We start from the raw sequence: 16,721 nt of genomic DNA, 5'->3' as shown, positions 1-16,721 counted from the left end.
TCATCGGGTTTTTATTTCCGTAACGGATTGCCGTACTGATTAACAAACTGGCGGTAGGCGGCGATCACCAGCAGAAAATCTTCAATGCCACAGAATGAGAGGCTCTCTTCGTCGTAGTAGTTCATCCCCTCTTCCATGCCGTCATCCTCCAGAGCCAGCAGGTTGGCGCGAATCATTACCTCTTCCTCATCCAGCAGGATGGTGTACTCGCTACCGACGCGCTGCCACTGACGCACGCTGCCTTTGACGTCTTCGATTGCGGCTTCGACTTCATCCAGCAATCCTGGATCGTTTTTCACCTCTTCGTTGAACCAGTGGCCGACCGCTTCATGATCCATCGACATACGAACTTTAATCTGTCCGGTCACATCGCGTAAAAATTCATATTCCATCGCCCGTTCCTCTTAACGTCATCGCGTCACTAAATGAGTGTCAGCGCTGCCTGCGCGGCAAAGTGTGACACGTCGCGCATTATTACAGGCTGTCTGGCGAAATCCAGCTTTTGATCGTCTCTCTGGCCAATGCCGGGACGAAAAAAAGGGGCGAATCATCGCCCCTTTCTGTTACTGCCAGGTGAAGAATCAGACCGCAGTCTGGAAAATCACGCCGTCAGCTTTGTCAGTGTACTGCGCCAGCTGGTCAAAGTTGAGATAGCGATAAGTGTCGCTGGCTGTTTTATCAACCTGCTCCATGAATTGCTGATACTCATCCGGCGTTGGCAGTTTGCCAAGCAGAGACGCGACCGCAGCCAGCTCCGCAGATGCCAGGTAGACGTTAGCGCCATTACCCAGACGGTTCGGGAAGTTACGGGTCGAGGTGGAAACCACCGTCGCACCGTCTGCAACACGTGCCTGGTTACCCATGCAGAGTGAACAGCCCGGGATCTCGATACGCGCACCGCTTTTGCCGAATACGCTGTAGTAGCCCTCTTCGGTTAGCTGTGCGGCATCCATCTTGGTTGGCGGCGCCACCCACAGACGGGTTGGCAGCTGACCTTTGTGGCTATCCAGCAGTTTACCGGCAGCACGGAAGTGACCAATGTTAGTCATGCATGAGCCGATGAACACTTCGTCGATCTTCTCGCCCTGAACGTCAGAGAGCAGACGTGCATCGTCCGGATCGTTTGGTGCGCAGAGGATCGGCTCTTTGATGTCAGCCAGATCGATTTCGATCACCGCAGCATATTCAGCATCGGCGTCTGCTTCCAGCAACTGAGGATCGGCCAGCCATTTCTGCATGCTTTCAACACGACGCTCCAGTGTACGACGATCGCCGTAGCCTTCTGCGATCATCCACTTCAGCAGTACAATGTTGGAGTTCAGGTATTCAATAATCGGTGCTTTATCCAGCTTGATGGTACAGCCCGCAGCGGAACGCTCTGCTGACGCATCAGACAGCTCAAACGCCTGCTCGACCTTCAGATCCGGCAGACCTTCAATCTCCAGGATACGGCCAGAGAAGATGTTTTTCTTACCTTTCTTCTCAACGGTCAGCAGACCCTGTTTGATCGCATACAGCGGGATGGCGTGAACCAGATCGCGCAGCGTAATGCCTGGCTCCATTTTACCTTTGAAGCGCACCAGCACCGATTCCGGCATGTCGAGCGGCATAACGCCGGTCGCGGCGGCAAACGCCACCAGGCCTGAACCCGCCGGGAAAGAGATGCCGATAGGGAAACGGGTATGGGAGTCACCACCGGTGCCCACGGTATCCGGCAGCAGCATACGGTTCAGCCAGCTGTGGATAATGCCGTCACCCGGACGCAGTGATACACCACCACGGTTCATGATGAAGTCTGGCAGCGTGTGGTGCGTACTCACGTCCACTGGCTTAGGATACGCGGCAGTGTGACAGAAGGACTGCATCACCAGATCGGTCGAGAAGCCCAGACAAGCCAGATCTTTCAGCTCATCACGGGTCATCGGGCCGGTGGTATCCTGCGAGCCAACCGAGGTCATCTTCGGTTCGCAATAGGCGCCTGGACGAACACCGGCTACGCCACAGGCGCGGCCCACCATTTTCTGCGCCAGTGAGAAGCCACGGGTGCTCTCCGCAACATCTTTCGCCTGACGGAATACGGTGCTGTGCGGCAGACCCAGTGACTCACGCGCTTTGGTGGTCAGTCCACGACCGATGATCAGCGGAATACGGCCACCGGCACGCACTTCGTCAATCACCACTTCGGTTTTGAGTTCGAAGCTGGCCAGCAGTTCGTTGGTTTCGTGATTGCGGACTTCGCCTTTAAACGGATAGATGTCGATGACATCACCCATGTTCAGGTTGTTGACGTCAACTTCAATCGGCAGTGCGCCTGCATCTTCCATGGTGTTGAAGAAGATTGGCGCAATTTTGCTGCCCAGCACCACGCCGCCGCCTTTTTTATTTGGCACGTTCGGGATGTCGTCGCCCATAAACCACAGCACCGAGTTGGTGGCAGATTTACGCGAGGAACCGGTTCCGACCACATCGCCGACATAGGCCAGCGGGAAGCCTTTGGTCTTAAGCGCTTCGATCTGTTTGATCGGACCGATGTTGCCTGCCTCATCCGGCTCAATGCCTTCACGGGCATTTTTCAGCATCGCCAGGGCGTGCAGTGGAATGTCCGGACGTGACCAGGCATCCTGGGCTGGAGAGAGATCGTCGGTGTTGGTTTCGCCAGTGACTTTGAACACCGTAACGGTGATTTTCTCAGCCAGTTCAGGACGTGACAGATACCATTCCGCATCGGCCCACGATTGCATCACCTGCTTCGCGTATTCATTACCCGCTTTCGCTTTCTCTTCGACATCATAGAAGTTGTCGAACATCAGCAGGGTGTGTGAAAGGGCTTTCGCCGCAATTGGGGCAAGCTTGCTATCGTCCAGCGCTTCAATCAGCGGGTGAATATTGTAACCACCCTGCATGGTGCCGAGCAGTTCAACCGCTTTTTCAGGAGATATCAGAGGAGAGGTTGCTTCGCCTTTGGCGACAGCCGCCAGGAAACCGGCTTTGACATACGCCGCTTCATCGACGCCAGGTGGGACTCGGTTGACCAATAAATCGGTCAAAAATTCTTCTTCACCCGCAGGTGGATTTTTCAGCAGTTCAACCAGCGCGGCCATCTGGGAAGCCTCTAAAGGCTTAGGTACAATTCCCTGGGCAGCACGCTCGGCAACGTGCTTACGGTATTCTTCTAGCACGACGTTATCCTCGCTCTCATTATGTAGGGCTTTCCGACCACCTTGCTCACTTATGGAGAACACACTTCCCTTTCTCGTCCAGGTTGAGGTGCCCGGTTTCGCGGAGGGCAGAATAGCAGGATTCCGTCTGTTTGTTAATCTGTTTACAAAAATACAACATAATCCACTACGCCCATTCTGCCCGCTTATCTCCCCGCATCAGGCTCCTGAGTGAGCCGATTTGGTCTCACAGCAGCTTACCGTATTCCAGTGAAATGGCGACACGATAAGGTCAGCTTTGCAGCGGTTTAAGCGAAATGATTCAGTGAAATAGATAACCAACAGGAATAGAACGCGGTGTGAATCGGGTGTAAAACAGCGGTGATTTTGACAAAATCTCAACACCAGAGCGAAGTGTGAGGTTCTTTTAGCGTCAGAGGATTACAGCGTAGTTTTCATTTCCTGCAGTGATAGTGGCTAGTCCCGCCGCCAGAACGCGCCCTCTTCCCTTTCCGTCATGGCAAGAAGGCTCAATTCTCTTTTAATACCTGCACTGCCTGCCTGGGCAATCCATTTTTAACAAATGGACGCCATGACCGCTTTTGTTCTGCGTTAATTTTGCAGGTTAGCTGGCCAATTGGCAGGCAGCTGGTCAGGCGGACAATCAATCACGCTTTCATTATTTTCGCCCACTTCGCGGATAACGGTCAGCGTCGCGAATTCATCGATAATCTCAGTTGGATAAGCCGGACCCGTTTCGCGGAATTTTGCCATCTCTTCCAGATGATCGTTCTGGAAGCAGACGGTTTTTTCCGGGTTGTTCATTACCCAGCGAGGGAAGAAGATGGTGCCATGGAAGATTTTATCGGCCAGATTAACGGCCAGGCTGACATCGGTGCCGGTAGGTTCGGTCCAGGAGACTTTATAGACATCCTGCGCCAGACGAACGACATAGACATGCTGATTTTTAACCCAGCGATTTCCCACCATGCCGCTGTGAATACGGTAGTCGATGGTGCTGGCATTTTTGATGTAGAGCTCGTAGTTCCAGCCATTGTCATAGGTATAAACCAGATGTTTACCGACGATGCCAGACAGGTCATGTTTATCAAAAGTACTCATGATTAACTCCTCATTTGTTTCCGTTGAGAGGATTATTGCGCGTTACAAAAGCGATGAATAACGCTATTTTTAGCGCTAAATAATTCATTTTTTAGATGAGTCAACATGTACAGGACAACGCTGGAACAGTGGTATCTGCTCGATGCAGTAGTCAATGAAGGGAGTTTTGCGCTGGCAGCGGAGAAGAACCATCGCAGCCAGTCTTCATTGAGCTACCAGCTGGGCCTGCTTCAGCAGCGGCTGGGGCTGACGCTGTTACAGCAGGAGGGCCGCCGTGCGATGCTGAGTGCAGAGGGACATCAGTTGCTCGCGCAGGTGCGTCCTTTGCTGGCGGGATTCAGTGCGCTTGAGGCGCAGGCTAATGCACTACAACGCGGCGAGCGGTCACGCATCGATCTGATGGTCGATGCGACGCTGCCCAAACCTTTGCTGTTTGATGTGCTCCAGACATTTCAGCAGCGCTATCCCCATGTGCGTATCTGGTTCAGCGAAATCGTCCGAAGTGAAACGCCTGACAGACTGGCGGAAAATCAGGCCGATCTCTGGCTGGTGGCGCAGCAGGGCGATACGCAATTTGCAGGCGAAAGCCTGATGAGTGTCGATTTCGTCGCCGTTGCCCATCGCGACCACCCATTACACCGCGAACCCGCCCCGCTTAATGCGGCCACGCTGGCTCGCTGGCCCTGCATTACCATACTGGATCGTCAGCAACAGCAGCAGTCAGAGGTGAATGGCGAACAAGCGGAAAACTGGTCATTTACAACACTGTCGGCCGCGATTGAGGCGGTCCAGCACCAGTTAGGTTATGGCTGGCTGCCGGAACAGAATATCGCCGCGCTTTTAGAGAGCGGTGAGCTTCGTCCCCTGCCGCTACTGCAGGGCCGCCGACGCAGCAGTTCACTGGTGATGCATATAAACGAAGAGAGACTGCCGGCCAATAGCGCCATTGCGGCACTGGCGCAGATGTTTATTGAACGGGTGGCGCAGGAGAAGCGCATAGCTGAGCGCTAAAGAGGCTGAGATTGTTTCCGTTGACGCGGGGAACACGCAAAAAAACACGCATTCCAAAGATTAAGCTGCGGTTTATCCCCCTCAAGCGTGGAACACCAGATTGGCGATCATTGGCAGGCCCCTGATTGTGGTTATATAAGGCTGTGGTGAAGGCCGGAACGCTGCTCAAGTAATCGCAATCATTATGTATAGATTATAGTAATCTATATCTTAATATACCAAACGTTCTCATACGATCAGATTGCTGGCCCAAAGCGGTAATCTTTGGTCTATCCGGCACTAAAGCTATCTACACAGTCAATCACCGTCGATACAAAGCGCCTAAAGAACGAGAGCCGATCCCCTTTAACGAAAACCAAATTACTGATGCTGAGATAGCTAATCGAGGTATGACATTCACCTATGAGCTTTTCAACATCTATCACATGATAGAATCAGGGGTTATCAGCAAAGAGGCTGCTCGTGAAGCCTTCAAGCAAGAATGCCTCATGGACTTCAGACACAGCCTTCACCGGCTCGACTTCAATCACTGCTATGATCGAGCGGTGGTTTACTCCCTTATAATCCCTGCCGACAGCAACTTTACTGTCTCAAGGTTTGATAAAATCGCAATACAGGACAGTGAGAATCATTGGCACTTACTCAATATTGAAAGCATTGAGATAGACCGTGTTCCTTACGATGAGGTAAGCAATGGCACAGTCGGCATCAAGGTTGATAGGATAGTGCCGGAAGCAAGGGACTACTATGTAGTCAAAGTAAGCGAGGATAAGGACCTTCAGGATGCGTAGCTACAGTGAGATCGCAAAGCGTATAGCCAAAATCATTATATAGCCTGAGTCAGCGATAGGATTAATGCATGGAGTCCTGTCTGTGCCTACAGACATTGGCTATCTTGCCTATGGATTTCTTGATACAGACAGCCGCTATCAACGTGAAACAGAGAAAATAAGGATGGTTAGTGCCATCAGGCATGGCATTCTTGAAAATCACAACTTCATGAAGACAATCGAGACTGTGCTCAATATCTTCAACAAGAATGTGCCTGAATTCAAGCAGAACGCTATCTATAGCAAAACGATGGCTTCAGTTGCTGGCCGGACGCTTACGAACTCACTAATAGCCGGAAGGTTAGCAACTACCATTGCGCAGCGTAGCTCCTTCCTTGTTGCGGTCAGAGGTGGCCTGATTGGTAATGCTTTACTGATCGGTGGCATGACAGAGAGATGTGTCTACACCTCTGAAAAGCTTCAAAAGAACAACCCAGAAGTCTACAACGCGCTACGCGTGCGGAACTATGATTTACTTTACTTCTTAGTTGAGCCAGCTCTGAACCCCTTCTTAGAAGCTCTGAATGTAAAGCGAACTCAGGGACAACCGGCTTTTGAGAAGATCATTGAGATGGTAGACCAGGAGGTAAACGCTAATGCGAGATAATGGGCCGGCTAAGTTGAGCTTAGGTAAACGCATCATGTGTAGCCTTATAGAGGCGTCAGGTGCGATCATAGGCGGGTTCTTGCTCTTACTATGCTGCTACTGGTTCTTTCACTATGAAACGTGGCATGAGAGGCTTATAGCGATTGGCTTATCTATAGGGGTTGTCTATCTGATAGGTAAGGTCTTACCTGAACGGCCAAATCAGTAAGCCCCTCATGGGGCTATACTAAGTTTTATCAGCTCAGGCCTCATCTGAAAGTTACCCGTTATTTATACAGGTATCTATCAGAGTATATTTGGATTGAATTCTTCTCAGCCCAGAGGCGTTTTCCATCAAGTAATATTTCCATAAGCGTCCGGCCAGGGCACATTTTCCCCTGATGAGTTCGCTAATTATTAAGTGAGCCAGCCAGTCATTAAGATCAGATTTTAATGTGTCGGGTTCACCATACAGCTTTTTGTGGAACGTCACCTGATATAATTCCTGCAATATCGTGATGTGGAACCGCATCGCAGTTGCCGTTCGTCTATGGTGACATCGCTTTGGTCTTCGTATGGTCTATATCATTTATTGCCAGACAAAGTTGATAATCATGCTGCTCCACTTTGCCACAGTACTCTATGCCTCCTTCGGTCAGTATTCTTAGAATTGGCAGGCCCTGAGACGCATAAATTGACAGTACACGTTCATTCAGCAGATCTGCCGCTGCAATAAAACGTGTCACGTGGGATAACCATGATTTACAGGCGGTTTATCCCCTGCTAACGCGTGGAGCACTCTAAATTTATTTGCCTGATTACTAAATACTTATTCGCACTCAAAAATTCCACCAAATTTAACGCTCTGATTTTACCCAACATCACACCTAATCCCACCACCAGAATCCAGGCCAAAAAAAAGCCCCCATTACGGGAGCTTTCTCAATAGTTGCGGCAGAAACTTATTTCTTCTTCGCTTTCGCGTTAGGCAGATCGGTGATGCTACCTTCGAAGATCTCTGCAGCCAGACCCACTGACTCATGCAGGGTCGGGTGAGCATGGATGGTCAGCGCGATATCTTCCGCATCACAACCCATCTCAATCGCCAGACCGATTTCGCCTAACAGCTCACCGCCGTTAGTGCCGACAATCGCGCCACCAATAATACGGTGCGTCTCTTTGTCGAAAATCAGTTTGGTCATACCGTCTGCACAATCAGAAGCGATAGCACGGCCTGAAGCAGCCCACGGGAAGGTGGAGGTCTCGTAGCTGATGCCTTTCTCTTTCGCTTCTTTCTCGGTCAGACCGACCCAGGCAACTTCTGGCTCAGTATAGGCAATTGAAGGGATCACTTTCGGATCGAAGTAGTGCTTCAGACCGGAGATCACTTCGGCGGCAACGTGGCCTTCATGCACACCTTTATGCGCCAGCATTGGCTGACCGACGATGTCGCCGATAGCATAGATGTGTGGCACGTTGGTACGCATCTGCTTGTCGACGCGGATGAAACCGCGATCGTCCACTTCCACGCCCGCTTTACCAGCATCCAGACCTTTACCGTTCGGCACACGACCGATAGCTACCAGCACCGCGTCATAACGCTGCGCTTCACCTGGTGCTTTTTTACCTTCCATGGAAACGTAAATGCCATCGTCTTTCGCTTCAACGGCGGTCACTTTGGTTTCCAGCATCAGGTTAAATTTCTTGCTGATTTTCCTGGTAAAGACTTTCACCACGTCTTTATCCGCAGCCGGGATAACCTGGTCGAACATCTCAACCACATCGATCTCTGAACCCAGCGCATGATAAACCGTCGCCATTTCCAGACCGATGATGCCGCCGCCCATAACCAGCAGACGCTTCGGCACTTCTTTCAGTTCCAGCGCATCGGTAGAGTCCCAGACGCGTGGATCTTCATGTGGAATGAATGGCAGTTCGATTGGGCGTGAACCCGCAGCGATGATGGCATTATCGAAGTTGATGGTGGTCGCGCCGCCTTCTCCTTCAACCACCAGGGTGTTAGCACCGGTGAATTTGCCCAGGCCATTAACCACGGTGACTTTACGACCTTTTGCCATACCTGACAGGCCGCCAGTCAACTGGTTGATAACCTTCTCTTTCCAGCTGCGAATCTTGTTGATATCAGTAGATGGCTGGCCAAACACAATGCCATGCTCTTCAAGGGCTTTCGCCTCTTCAATCACTTTAGCAACGTGCAGCAGCGCTTTAGATGGGATACAACCGACGTTCAGACAAACACCACCGAGGGTGCTGTAACGCTCTACCAGTACGGTTTCCAGACCTAAATCCGCACAACGGAAGGCTGCAGAGTAACCTGCAGGACCTGCCCCAAGTACCACGACCTGGGTTTTCATCTCTGTACTCATCATGACCTCTTAATTGATATCCGGCGGGTCAGACGTTCTTATAATGCCCTTGTTCCACCGGGACTTTCACCGCAAGAGTTTACAGAATTGTTAACAAACTGCCAACAGCGGCGCGACGAATCGTTAAAGGAAGGCCGGCATTCGCCGGCCTTCTTAACATTTACATAACTAAACGACGAATATCAGACAGCATATTGCCGATAATGGTGATGAATCGCGCACCATCAGCACCGTCGATCACGCGGTGGTCGAAGGAGAGAGAAATCGGCATCATCAGACGCGGAGTAAACTCTTTACCGTTCCACACCGGTTCCATCGCCGATTTAGAGACACCCAGGATAGCCACTTCCGGCGCGTTAACGATCGGCGCGAAGTGGGTAGTGCCCAGGCCGCCCAGGCTGGAGATGGTGAAGCATCCGCCCTGCATGTCGCCCGCTGTCAGCTTACCGTCACGCGCTTTCTTCGAAATCGCCATCAGTTCACGGGACAGCTCGGTAATGCCTTTCTTATTCACGTCTTTAAAGACCGGAACAACCAGGCCATTTGGCGTATCAACCGCCACACCGATATTGATATATTTCTTCAGCGTCAGTTTCTGCGCATCTTCAGACAGCGAACTGTTGAAGCGTGGCATCTGCTCAAGCGCCGCAGCGACCGCTTTCATGATGAACACCACTGGGGTGTATTTCACATCCAGCTTACGCTTCTCTGCTTCAGCATTCTGCTGCTTACGGAAAGCTTCCAGGTCGGTGATATCAGTTTTGTCGAAATGCGTAACGTGCGGGATCATCACCCAGTTACGGCTCAGGTTCGCGCCAGAAATTTTCTGGATACGGCCCAGTTCGACTTCTTCGATTTCGCCAAACTTACTGAAATCAACTTTCGGCCATGGCAGCATGCCAGGCAGACCGCCGCCGCTGGCCGCAGCAGGTGCTGCTTCAGCGCGTTTCACGGCCTCTTTCACGTAAGTCTGCACGTCTTCTTTCAGAATGCGACCTTTACGGCCGGTGCCTTTGACTTTCGCCAGGTTAACACCGAACTCGCGCGCCAGGCGACGAATCACCGGGGTAGCGTGAACGTAAGCGTCGTTCTCTGCGAACTCACCTTTGCTTTCTGCTTTAGCGGCGGCAGGTGCTGCTGCGGCTTTCGCTTCAGATTTGGCAGCAGGCGCCGGTGCGGCTTCCTGTTTCGCAGCCGCAGGGGCAGCCGGAGCAGCACCTTCGACTTCGAACACCATGATCAGTGAGCCGGTGCTGACTTTATCGCCCGTCGCGACTTTCAGCTCTTTGACGATACCCGCAAACGGTGCCGGCACTTCCATAGAGGCTTTGTCGCCTTCAACCACGATCAGTGACTGCTCAGCTTCCACCTTATCGCCAACCTTAACGAGGATCTCGGTGACTTCAACTTCGTCTCCCCCGATATCCGGAACGTTAACGTCTTTTGCGCCCGCAGCCGCTGCAGGTGCCGATGCCGCTTCTTCTTTCACTTCTGGCTTCGCATCAGAGGCCGGTGCTGCACCTTCTGCTTCAAAGACCATGATGGCTGAACCGGTGCTGACTTTGTCGCCGGTCGCAATGGTGATCGCTTTGACCACACCCGCGAACGGAGCCGGAACTTCCATTGACGCTTTGTCACCTTCGACAACAATCAGTGACTGCTCGGCTTCGACTTTGTCGCCAACCTTAACCAGAATCTCAGTGACTTCAACTTCATCACCACCGATATCCGGCACAGCCACTTCTTTGCTGGCAGTGGCCGCAGCAGCGGCTGGCGCAGGCGCCGCGTCCGCTTTCTTCTCTTCGGCGGCGGCAGGAGCTGCTTTCGCAGCGCCTTCAGCATCAAACACCATAATCAGCGAACCGGTCTCAACTTTGTCACCGGTAGAGATTTTAATCTCTTTGACTACGCCAGCCTGTGGCGACGGCACTTCCATTGAGGCTTTGTCGCCTTCCACGGTGATCAGCGACTGCTCGGCTTCCACCTTGTCGCCAACTTTCACCAGAATCTCGGTGACTTCAACTTCGTCAGACCCGATATCCGGTACCTTAATTTCGATAGCCATTACTCTATTACCTCTTAAGCCAGACGCGGGTTAACTTTATCGGCATCGATATTGAATTTGGTGATAGCGTCAGCCACCACTTTCTTCTCGATCTCGCCGCGTTTAGCCAGCTCACCCAGCGCGGCAACCACCACATAAGATGCATCAACTTCAAAGTGATGACGCAGATTCTCACGGCTGTCAGAGCGACCAAAGCCATCGGTACCCAGTACGCGATAATCGCTGGCTGGGACATAGCTACGAACCTGCTCAGCGAACAGTTTCATGTAGTCGGTTGAAGCAACAGCAGGTGCGTCATTCATCACCTGAGCGATGTAAGGTACGCGCGCTTCTTCAGTCGGATGCAGCATGTTCCAGCGCTCACAATCCTGGCCATCACGAGCCAGTTCGGTGAACGAGGTGACGCTGTAGACATCAGAGCCGATACCGTAATCTTTCGCCAGAATCTGGGCGGCTTCACGAACGTGACGCAGGATAGAACCTGAGCCCAGCAGCTGTACTTTACCTTTGCTGCCCTCTACCGTTTCCAGCTTGTAGATACCCTTACGGATACCCTCTTCCGCGCCCTTCGGCATGGCTGGCATATGGTAGTTTTCGTTCAGCGTGGTGATGTAGTAGTACACGTTCTCCTGCGCTTCGCCATACATACGCACCAGACCGTCATGCATGATGACAGCCACTTCATAAGCGTATGAAGGATCGTAAGAGATACAGTTCGGGATAGTCAGAGACTGAATGTGGCTGTGACCATCTTCATGCTGCAGACCTTCGCCGTTCAGGGTAGTACGACCCGAGGTGCCGCCGACCAGGAAGCCGCGCGCCTGTTGGTCGCCCGCCAGCCACATCAGATCGCCGATACGCTGGAAGCCGAACATCGAGTAATAGATGTAGAACGGGATCATCGGCAGGTTGTTGGTGCTGTAAGAGGTCGCCGCAGCCAGCCAGGAAGAACCTGCGCCCAGCTCGTTGATCCCTTCCTGCAGAATCTGGCCTTTCTCGTCTTCTTTATAGTATGCAACCTGCTCGCGGTCCTGCGGGGTGTACTGCTGACCGTTCGGGCTGTAGATACCGATCTGACGGAACAGACCTTCCATACCAAAGGTACGCGCTTCATCGGCGAGGATTGGAACCAGACGATCTTTGATCGACTTGTTCTTCAGCATCACATTCAGGGCACGCACAAAGGCGATGGTGGTCGAGATCTCTTTGTTCTGCTCTTCCAGCAGCGCACTGAACTCTTCGAGTGCTGGCATTTCCAGCTTTTCAGTGAACTTCGGCTGACGCGTTGGCAGGTAGCCGCCTAACTTCTCGCGCTGACCATGCAGATAAGCATGTTCTTCTGAGCCTTTTTCGAAGGTCACGTACGGCAGTGATTCGATTTTGTCATCAGCAACCGGCACGTTGAAGCGATCACGGATATAGCGCACGCCATCCATGTTCATCTTCTTCACCTGGTGAGCAATGTTTTTGCCTTCCGCGGTGTCGCCCATACCATAACCTTTGATGGTATGCGCCAGGATCAATACTGGCTTGCCTTTGGTGTCCTGCGCTTTTTTCAGCGCCGCGTAGATTTTCTTCGGATCGTGGCCGCCACGGTTCAATGCCCAGATTTCATCATCGGACATATCTTTAACCAGCGCGGCGGTTTCCGGATATTTGCCAAAGAAGTGCTCACGCACATAGGCACCATCGCGGGATTTAAAGGTCTGGTAGTCACCGTCGACCGTTTCGTTCATCAGCTGAATCAGCTTGCCGCTGGTATCTTTGCGCAGCAGCTCATCCCAGCGACCGCCCCAGATGACCTTGATCACTTCCCAGCCAGCACCGGCAAAGATGCCTTCCAGCTCGTTGATGATTTTGCCATTACCGGTTACCGGGCCATCCAGACGCTGCAGGTTGCAGTTGATGATGAAGACCAGGTTATCCAGTTTTTCACGGGTGGCGATGGTGATCGCACCTTTAGATTCTGGTTCATCCATCTCGCCGTCACCCAGGAAGGCGTAGACGGTCTGCGCAGAGGTATCTTTCAGGCCACGGTGTTCCAGATATTTCAGGAACTTCGCCTGATAGATCGCTGACAATGGACCCAGGCCCATTGATACGGTCGGGAACTGCCAGAATTCCGGCATCAATTTCGGATGCGGATAAGAAGAGAGGCCTTTACCGTCAACTTCCTGACGGAAGTTGTTCATCTGCTCTTCGGTCAGGCGGCCTTCAAGGAACGCACGCGCATAGATACCCGGAGAGATGTGGCCCTGGAAATAGACCAGATCGCCGCCATCCTTCTCACTGCGCGCGCGGAAGAAGTGGTTAAAGCACACTTCATAAATCGTCGCAGAAGACTGGAAGGAGGACATGTGGCCACCCAGTTCCAGATCTTTCTTCGATGCGCGCAGCACCGACATGATGGCGTTCCAGCGGATTGCGGAACGGATACGACGTTCAAGAGAGGTGTTGCCCGGATAATCGGGTTCATCTTCAACGGCAATAGAGTTGATGTAGTTGCTGATTGCAGAAGATCCTGCAGCCACGTTTACGCCGCCTTTGCGGGCTGCACCCAGTACCTGATCAATCAGATACTGTGCACGTTCAACACCTTCTTCACGGATGACCGATTCGATCGCCTGTAGCCAGTCACGAGTTTCAATCGGATCCACGTCATTGTGTAAACGTTCTGACATGGGTGTGTTCCTTATCTGTGTCTAATACGTTGAATAATCGGGAGCCTGTTAAAGCAGATGCAGGCAGGCTCGTCTGATATCAGTACGATCTTTGTCGCACGTCATTCCTTACGTTGCTGTAAACGACGCAGGGAGCGTTCTCGACGGCTCTGCTCCCGACTTCTGTCCAGCAAGATTTCCTCTATGAACGCCAGGTGACGGTGTGAAGCCTCGCGCGCTTTTTCTGGCTCACGGGCCACAATCGCCTCAAAGATTCTGGCGCGGTGACCGCTCACTTTTGCCAGCATTTCCCGGCGCGAGTAGAGCAATTCGAAATTCTGACGAACGTTTTGTTCCAGCATAGGGCCCATTGAGCGTAGCAAATGTAAAAGCACGACATTATGGGCTGCTTCTGTGACAGCGATCTGATACTGCATCACTGCGTCCGCTTCGGCGTCTAAATCGCCGCTGTCCTGCGCCTGCTGGATATTCAGATGGCAGTCGCGAATGCGCCGCAGGTCTTCCTCTGTGCCGCGCAGTGCCGCGTAATAGGCGGCAATGCCCTCTAAGGCATGGCGCGTTTCCAGCAGATCAAACTGGGATTCCGGATGGCCGGCAAGCAGCTCAACGAGTGGATCGCTTAAGCTTTGCCAGAGATTCTCCTGCACGAACGTTCCGCCACCCTGTCGGCGCAGCAATAATCCTTTCGCTTCTAAGCGCTGGATCGCTTCGCGGAGAGACGGACGTGAGACATCGAATTGTTTGGCGAGTTCGCGCTCAGGCAACAGCTTCTCTCCCGGACGCAACGTGCCTTCCATAATCAGGGATTCGAGCTGTTGCTCGATAGCATCGGAGAGCTTAGGTTGGCGAATCTTACTGTAAGCCATCATCCCTTCTTATTAAGCCAGGCGTCCGGAGTAAATTGGTAATACCAATTGCAATGAGGTGCCGGTAAAGTAACAAAGTATTCACCTTGTGTCTATATGGTGTCTGCGACATTCACCTCGCCTTAAAGCCTGTCCTGGCGCTAACTCGCGGTTAAAAAAATGAAAAAATCCGCTACGGCAAATGTTAAACAATTGCACTTTTACCAAACCTTACACCTGCTTAGCGCCTGATGAGTGCGGCAGCCATAAGTGAAAGCTATTCGTCATTACCCGAATTTCATGGCAGAAGTTTCGACAGGCAGACGTGACCAGGACGGCGTTTTTTCAGTCAAGTCTCAGCACGAAAGGCGAAAGCAGGTGCAAAGCGAATCGCTTATCACTATTCTTGTCGCCAGGGTAGCAAATGGCCGCATTCAGCACGCCAGATACCGTAAAATAATCAATACGTTATTGTAACTCCTTCATTACAGCGGATTGCGCTGCGAACGAAGAATAAAAACATCACGAGGTTTGTATGGAACAGCAGCAAGGCGAAGCGCTGAAACGTGGTCTTAAGAACCGCCATATTCAGCTCATCGCGCTGGGTGGTGCAGTGGGAACCGGCCTGTTTCTGGGCAGTGCATCGGTCATTGAATCCGCCGGACCGGCCGTTATTCTGGGCTATGCGATTGCCGGTTTTATTGCCTTTTTAATCATGCGCCAGTTAGGTGAGATGGTCGTGGAAGAGCCGGTTGCTGGCAGCTTCAGCCACTTTGCCTATAAATACTGGGGCAACTTTGCGGGTTTTGCTTCGGGCTGGAACTACTGGGTGCTCTATGTGCTGGTTGCCATGGCAGAACTCACAGCCGTCGGCAAATATGTCCAGTTCTGGTGGCCTGACTTTCCGACCTGGGCGTCGGCTGCCCTCTTCTTCGTGATGATCAATGCTATCAACCTGACCAACGTGAAAGTGTTTGGTGAGATGGAGTTCTGGTTCGCCATCATTAAAGTGGTTGCGGTCATTGGCATGATCCTGTTCGGCGGCTGGCTGCTGTTCAGTGGTCATGCCGGTCCGCAGGCGACAGTACGCAACCTGTGGGAACAGGGCGGCTTCTTCCCGCATGGCATTGGCGGCCTGGTCACCGTCATGGCGATTATCATGTTCTCATTCGGGGGTCTGGAGCTGGTGGGTATCACCGCAGCTGAAGCGGATAACCCGGAAGTGAGCATTCCAAAAGCGACCAACCAGGTGCTGTGGCGTATCCTGATTTTCTACATTGGTTCGCTGGCGGTCCTGCTGTCACTGATGCCGTGGACCCGCGTCACCTCAGAAGTCAGCCCGTTCGTCTTTATCTTCCACGAACTGGGCGATGCCATGGTGGCGAATGCGCTTAACGTGGTGATCCTGACGGCTGCCCTGTCGGTCTATAACAGCTGCGTTTACTGTAACAGCCGCATGCTGTTTGGTCTGGCACAGCAGGGCAATGCGCCGAAAGCACTGCTGAAAGTCGATCGTCGCGGTGTACCGGTGTTAACGATTCTGGTCTCTGCTGTGGCTACTGCGCTGTGTGTGCTGATCAACTACCTGATGCCGGGCGAAGCGTTTGGCCTGCTGATGTCGCTGGTGGTCTCTGCACTGGTCATCAACTGGGCGATGATCAGCCTGGCGCACCTCAAGTTCCGTCGTAAGAAAGATCAGCAGGGCGTCACAACCCGCTTTAAAGCGCTGCTCTATCCGGCAGGTAACTGGATTTGCCTGATCTTCCTGGCAGGGATTCTGGTACTGATGGCGACCACGCCGGGCATGGCGATCTCCGTCTGGCTGATCCCGGTCTGGCTGGTCATTCTGGGTATTGGTTACTTTATTAAAAACCAGACGCAGAAAGCCTGATGCTCTACTACGTGCTGCGACCTCTCAGGGAGGTTGCAGCACGTACCTCTGATGCCCGATCCAGCTCACACTTCTCTTCCCGCACCTGTTTTGTCCATCTTCATGACGAATTTCTCCCGTTCATCTCACTGATTTCCTGACAATA

Annotated in this window: 10 protein-coding genes and 2 pseudogenes; 4 read left to right on the top strand and 8 right to left on the bottom strand. The window is 52.4% G+C overall.

Annotation, left to right across the window (positions count from 1 at the left end; translation table 11 throughout):
- Positions 1 to 11: 11 nt before the first annotated feature.
- The 3 genes from yacL to LQK91_RS12640 all read right to left on the bottom strand — a co-directional run bounded on the left by yacL (position 12) and on the right by LQK91_RS12640 (position 4,280).
- Positions 12 to 392 (bottom strand): protein YacL, encoded by a 381-nt coding sequence (gene yacL / locus LQK91_RS12650; RefSeq protein ID WP_105099561.1) that lies wholly within the window; start codon positions 390 to 392, stop codon positions 12 to 14.
- A 189-nt stretch (positions 393 to 581) separates the two neighbouring features.
- A complete protein-coding gene (gene acnB / locus LQK91_RS12645) occupies positions 582 to 3,179 on the bottom strand; it encodes a bifunctional aconitate hydratase 2/2-methylisocitrate dehydratase (RefSeq protein WP_008925596.1) in 2,598 nt (865 codons plus the stop codon).
- A gap of 591 nt (positions 3,180 to 3,770) precedes the next feature.
- Entirely contained in the window at positions 3,771 to 4,280 is a 510-nt protein-coding gene (locus LQK91_RS12640; RefSeq protein ID WP_003854706.1) for a phenolic acid decarboxylase, read from the bottom strand.
- Positions 4,281 to 4,385: 105 nt separating this feature from the next.
- Between LQK91_RS12640 and LQK91_RS12635 the strand changes: the two genes are divergently transcribed.
- The 3 genes and pseudogenes from LQK91_RS12635 to LQK91_RS12625 all read left to right on the top strand — a co-directional run bounded on the left by LQK91_RS12635 (position 4,386) and on the right by LQK91_RS12625 (position 6,728).
- Entirely contained in the window at positions 4,386 to 5,291 is a 906-nt protein-coding gene (locus tag LQK91_RS12635; RefSeq protein WP_003854707.1) for a LysR family transcriptional regulator, read from the top strand.
- 389 nt (positions 5,292 to 5,680) lie between these two features.
- Positions 5,681 to 6,082, top strand: coding sequence for a hypothetical protein (locus LQK91_RS12630; RefSeq protein ID WP_033763234.1), 402 nt, complete (start codon positions 5,681 to 5,683; stop codon positions 6,080 to 6,082).
- Positions 6,075 to 6,728, top strand: a pseudogene (locus LQK91_RS12625) (hypothetical protein). The gene LQK91_RS12630 and the pseudogene LQK91_RS12625 overlap by 8 nt, the downstream one beginning before the upstream one ends.
- A gap of 266 nt (positions 6,729 to 6,994) precedes the next feature.
- On the opposite strand, the pseudogene LQK91_RS12620 reads toward LQK91_RS12625, so the two are convergent.
- The 5 genes and pseudogenes from LQK91_RS12620 to pdhR all read right to left on the bottom strand — a co-directional run.
- A pseudogene (locus LQK91_RS12620) lies at positions 6,995 to 7,441 on the bottom strand (IS481 family transposase); the annotation flags it as partial.
- Positions 7,442 to 7,669: 228 nt separating this feature from the next.
- Entirely contained in the window at positions 7,670 to 9,094 is a 1,425-nt protein-coding gene (gene lpdA, locus LQK91_RS12615) for a dihydrolipoyl dehydrogenase (protein ID WP_033763238.1), read from the bottom strand.
- 160 nt (positions 9,095 to 9,254) lie between these two features.
- The gene (gene aceF / locus LQK91_RS12610) at positions 9,255 to 11,159 is read right to left on the bottom strand and encodes a pyruvate dehydrogenase complex dihydrolipoyllysine-residue acetyltransferase (protein WP_105099560.1); all 1,905 of its coding nucleotides are present in this window, start codon (positions 11,157 to 11,159) and stop codon (positions 9,255 to 9,257) included.
- 14 nt (positions 11,160 to 11,173) lie between these two features.
- Entirely contained in the window at positions 11,174 to 13,840 is a 2,667-nt protein-coding gene (aceE, locus tag LQK91_RS12605; RefSeq protein ID WP_003854711.1) for a pyruvate dehydrogenase (acetyl-transferring), homodimeric type, read from the bottom strand.
- A 101-nt stretch (positions 13,841 to 13,941) separates the two neighbouring features.
- Positions 13,942 to 14,706, bottom strand: a complete 765-nt coding sequence (pdhR, locus tag LQK91_RS12600) for a pyruvate dehydrogenase complex transcriptional repressor PdhR (protein ID WP_008925589.1) — start codon at positions 14,704 to 14,706, stop codon at positions 13,942 to 13,944.
- A 514-nt stretch (positions 14,707 to 15,220) separates the two neighbouring features.
- On the opposite strand from pdhR, the gene aroP reads away from it, so the two are divergent.
- Positions 15,221 to 16,576 carry an aromatic amino acid transporter AroP gene (gene aroP, locus LQK91_RS12595; protein WP_003854713.1) on the top strand — a complete coding sequence of 452 codons (1,356 nt, stop codon included), beginning with the start codon at positions 15,221 to 15,223 and terminating at the stop codon, positions 16,574 to 16,576.
- Positions 16,577 to 16,721 lie beyond the last annotated feature (145 nt).

The organism is Pantoea sp. MHSD4 (assembly GCF_021043305.1).
In the GTDB taxonomy this organism is placed as follows: Bacteria; Pseudomonadota; Gammaproteobacteria; order Enterobacterales; family Enterobacteriaceae; genus Pantoea; species Pantoea eucalypti.
Note: the sequence above shows the minus strand (reverse complement) of the source record. Positions and strands in the feature narration are given on the sequence as shown.

Coding starts and splice junctions, on each gene's coding strand:
- yacL (WP_105099561.1), bottom strand. CDS start 392: ATGGAATATGAATTTTTACGCGATGTGACCGGACAGATTAAAGTTCGT.
- LQK91_RS12640 (WP_003854706.1), bottom strand. CDS start 4,280: ATGAGTACTTTTGATAAACATGACCTGTCTGGCATCGTCGGTAAACAT.
- LQK91_RS12635 (WP_003854707.1), top strand. CDS start 4,386: ATGTACAGGACAACGCTGGAACAGTGGTATCTGCTCGATGCAGTAGTC.
- LQK91_RS12630 (WP_033763234.1), top strand. CDS start 5,681: ATGACATTCACCTATGAGCTTTTCAACATCTATCACATGATAGAATCA.
- lpdA (WP_033763238.1), bottom strand. CDS start 9,094: ATGAGTACAGAGATGAAAACCCAGGTCGTGGTACTTGGGGCAGGTCCT.
- aceF (WP_105099560.1), bottom strand. CDS start 11,159: ATGGCTATCGAAATTAAGGTACCGGATATCGGGTCTGACGAAGTTGAA.
- aceE (WP_003854711.1), bottom strand. CDS start 13,840: ATGTCAGAACGTTTACACAATGACGTGGATCCGATTGAAACTCGTGAC.
- pdhR (WP_008925589.1), bottom strand. CDS start 14,706: ATGGCTTACAGTAAGATTCGCCAACCTAAGCTCTCCGATGCTATCGAG.
- aroP (WP_003854713.1), top strand. CDS start 15,221: ATGGAACAGCAGCAAGGCGAAGCGCTGAAACGTGGTCTTAAGAACCGC.